Source organism: Acinetobacter sp. V2 (assembly GCF_001188385.1).
In the GTDB taxonomy this organism is placed as follows: domain Bacteria; phylum Pseudomonadota; class Gammaproteobacteria; order Pseudomonadales; family Moraxellaceae; genus Acinetobacter; species Acinetobacter oleivorans.
On record NZ_JZFB01000004.1, the window covers coordinates 242,297 to 244,394 of the forward strand.

General features: G+C 36.9%; 3 protein-coding genes. All 3 read left to right on the forward strand.

Annotated elements, in window-relative coordinates:
* Positions 1-774 (forward strand): AarF/UbiB family protein (locus tag UC75_RS21800; RefSeq protein ID WP_228137384.1); only part of this gene is annotated, 774 nt, incomplete at its 5' end.
* A 101-nt stretch (positions 775-875) separates the two neighbouring features.
* A complete protein-coding gene (locus tag UC75_RS14085) occupies positions 876-1,130 on the forward strand; it encodes a type B 50S ribosomal protein L31 (protein ID WP_005301976.1) in 255 nt (84 codons plus the stop codon).
* Between the two features lie 251 nt (positions 1,131-1,381).
* Positions 1,382-1,717, forward strand: a complete 336-nt coding sequence (locus UC75_RS14090; RefSeq protein ID WP_049837953.1) for a HopJ type III effector protein — start codon at positions 1,382-1,384, stop codon at positions 1,715-1,717.
* Positions 1,718-2,098 lie beyond the last annotated feature (381 nt).

Genomic DNA, 2,098 nt, shown 5'->3' on the forward strand with positions numbered 1-2,098 from the left:
GTACTTAAAATTGATAAAAAGCTACAAGATCAGCTTTTTGCAGAAATTCAAGATAGTCTATCAGCAGAACTTAACTATGAAATTGAGGCTCAAAACCTAGAAGTTTTTAAAACATTTCATAGCCAGTTAGATGACAAAATTATCATCCCAACTGTTTATAAAGATTATTCTTCAAGACGTATTTTAACCTTGAGCCTCGAACAAGGTGACAGTATTGAAACTGCCAGTGCTTGGCCTATTGAAATTCGAAATACGATTGGACGTCGTTTGATTCGTGCTTTAGGTCAGGAAATGTTCTTTTTAAAACGTTTTCACTGTGACCCTCACCCAGGTAACTTTGCCTTCCGCCAAGATGGTAGTGTCATTATTTATGACTACGGCAGTGTTAAAACACTTTCAAATGAAATTGTGTATAGCTTTAAACGCTTAGTAAATGCAGCTCGTCATGAAAATATCGATTTGATTGAAACTGAGTTACTTGAGCTACATTCACTAGCCGAAAAAGGCAAATTCCCGAGCGATCTTTATAAACTCTGGATTGAAGTGTTATTACGTCCGCTTACCACCACTTATGATTTTGCCGAGAACTCATCACATCATGATGGCATGCTGCTTGTGAAAAAATCTTTGAAGTACTGGGATGTCTTTAAGCCTTCACCAGATACATTAATGGTCAACAGAACCATTTCAGGACACTACTGGAACCTGATTCACTTAAAAGTTCATGACAATTTGAATGGACTATTTGAAGAGCTTATCCCACCTTCTAACTAACTTAATTTACTGATCAATGTAGCCTTCTAGGGGTTACATTGACTTTCCAATTGTTATGTTATAACATTTCTTTAATCAAAAATAATTTAGGACAATCTCTCATGCGTAAAGATATTCATCCTGCTTATCAACAAGTGTTATTCCATGACACCAATGCAGACGTATACTTCTTAATTGGTAGTACTCTTCAGTCTAAACAAACCAAAGAATATCAAGGAAAAGTCTATCCTTATGTAACCCTTGATATTTCAAGTGCATCTCACCCTTTCTACACAGGTGAAGTACGTCAAGCAAGTAACGAAGGCCGCGTTGCAACCTTTAATAAACGCTTCGCTCGCTTTAATCGTAAGAGTTAATCTTACGTTAAGATTTGACCAATACACTTAAATCATTGGAAGCCTAAGACTATCTCCTCCACTTAGGCTTCTTTTTTTATGTGTATTTTTTCGATCTTTTTATGTTGTGTATAAAAGAGAACTTATCCACAACTTGTATAAAAACTCTTCTTATTTTTCCCACAACTTATCTTTTTTTTGCACTCACCGAGCTTTCAAAGTTGCTATTCGATGCTATGCTTGAACCCTCATTTAATAGGAAGTTTAAGATAATGGCACAAGAGTTACTTGCACAATTACAAGCAGGCACAGCAAAATTTTCAGACGTTTTAGCTCATATTGAAGCACGTTACCAACATACTCCAACGGCTTTTCAAAATGGCGCACAGCATAACGCTGCGACTGAAAATCAAGGCAGTGCGAAAGTTTTCTCTTTTGCCAAGTTACAAGGTTTAGACCCAGCACAAACTTTAAGTTTATTTGCAGAACACTACGCATCTGTATTGGCTACGCCTGAGGGCACTGACCATCAAAATATTCGTCAGTTTATGCAAAATGGTTGGGATGGTGTGAAGTTTGAAGGTCAGGCTTTGGCTGAAAAAGCTTAATCATTTTTTAGCACAGCCTCAAATTATGAGATTTTCTAAAGCCTGTTAATAGGCAATGCCTCACTTTTGAGGGCAAAAGTGACAAAACCCTTTGTTACGCTGATGCTACATCCATGTAGCACAGCGAAACGACGGCATCCATGCCGTCTATCACGATAGTAAATGACTAATTATTAATTAAATTATTTGATTAATCTCTTATATTCGATACTCGACAACGTCATTCGCAGCCTGCGTGGTTTCTATAAAAGATAGTTTTTGCAACGCTTAAGATAAATGCTTACAGTGAACAGGTTCTGCGAATGACAGATGCTTTTGGTTACTTTGGACGAAACCAAAGTAACAGAATTAGCTACTCCCATTAGATAACTAAACGGTAAA

Coding starts and splice junctions, on each gene's coding strand:
- UC75_RS14085 (WP_005301976.1), top strand. CDS start 876: ATGCGTAAAGATATTCATCCTGCTTATCAACAAGTGTTATTCCATGAC.
- UC75_RS14090 (WP_049837953.1), top strand. CDS start 1,382: ATGGCACAAGAGTTACTTGCACAATTACAAGCAGGCACAGCAAAATTT.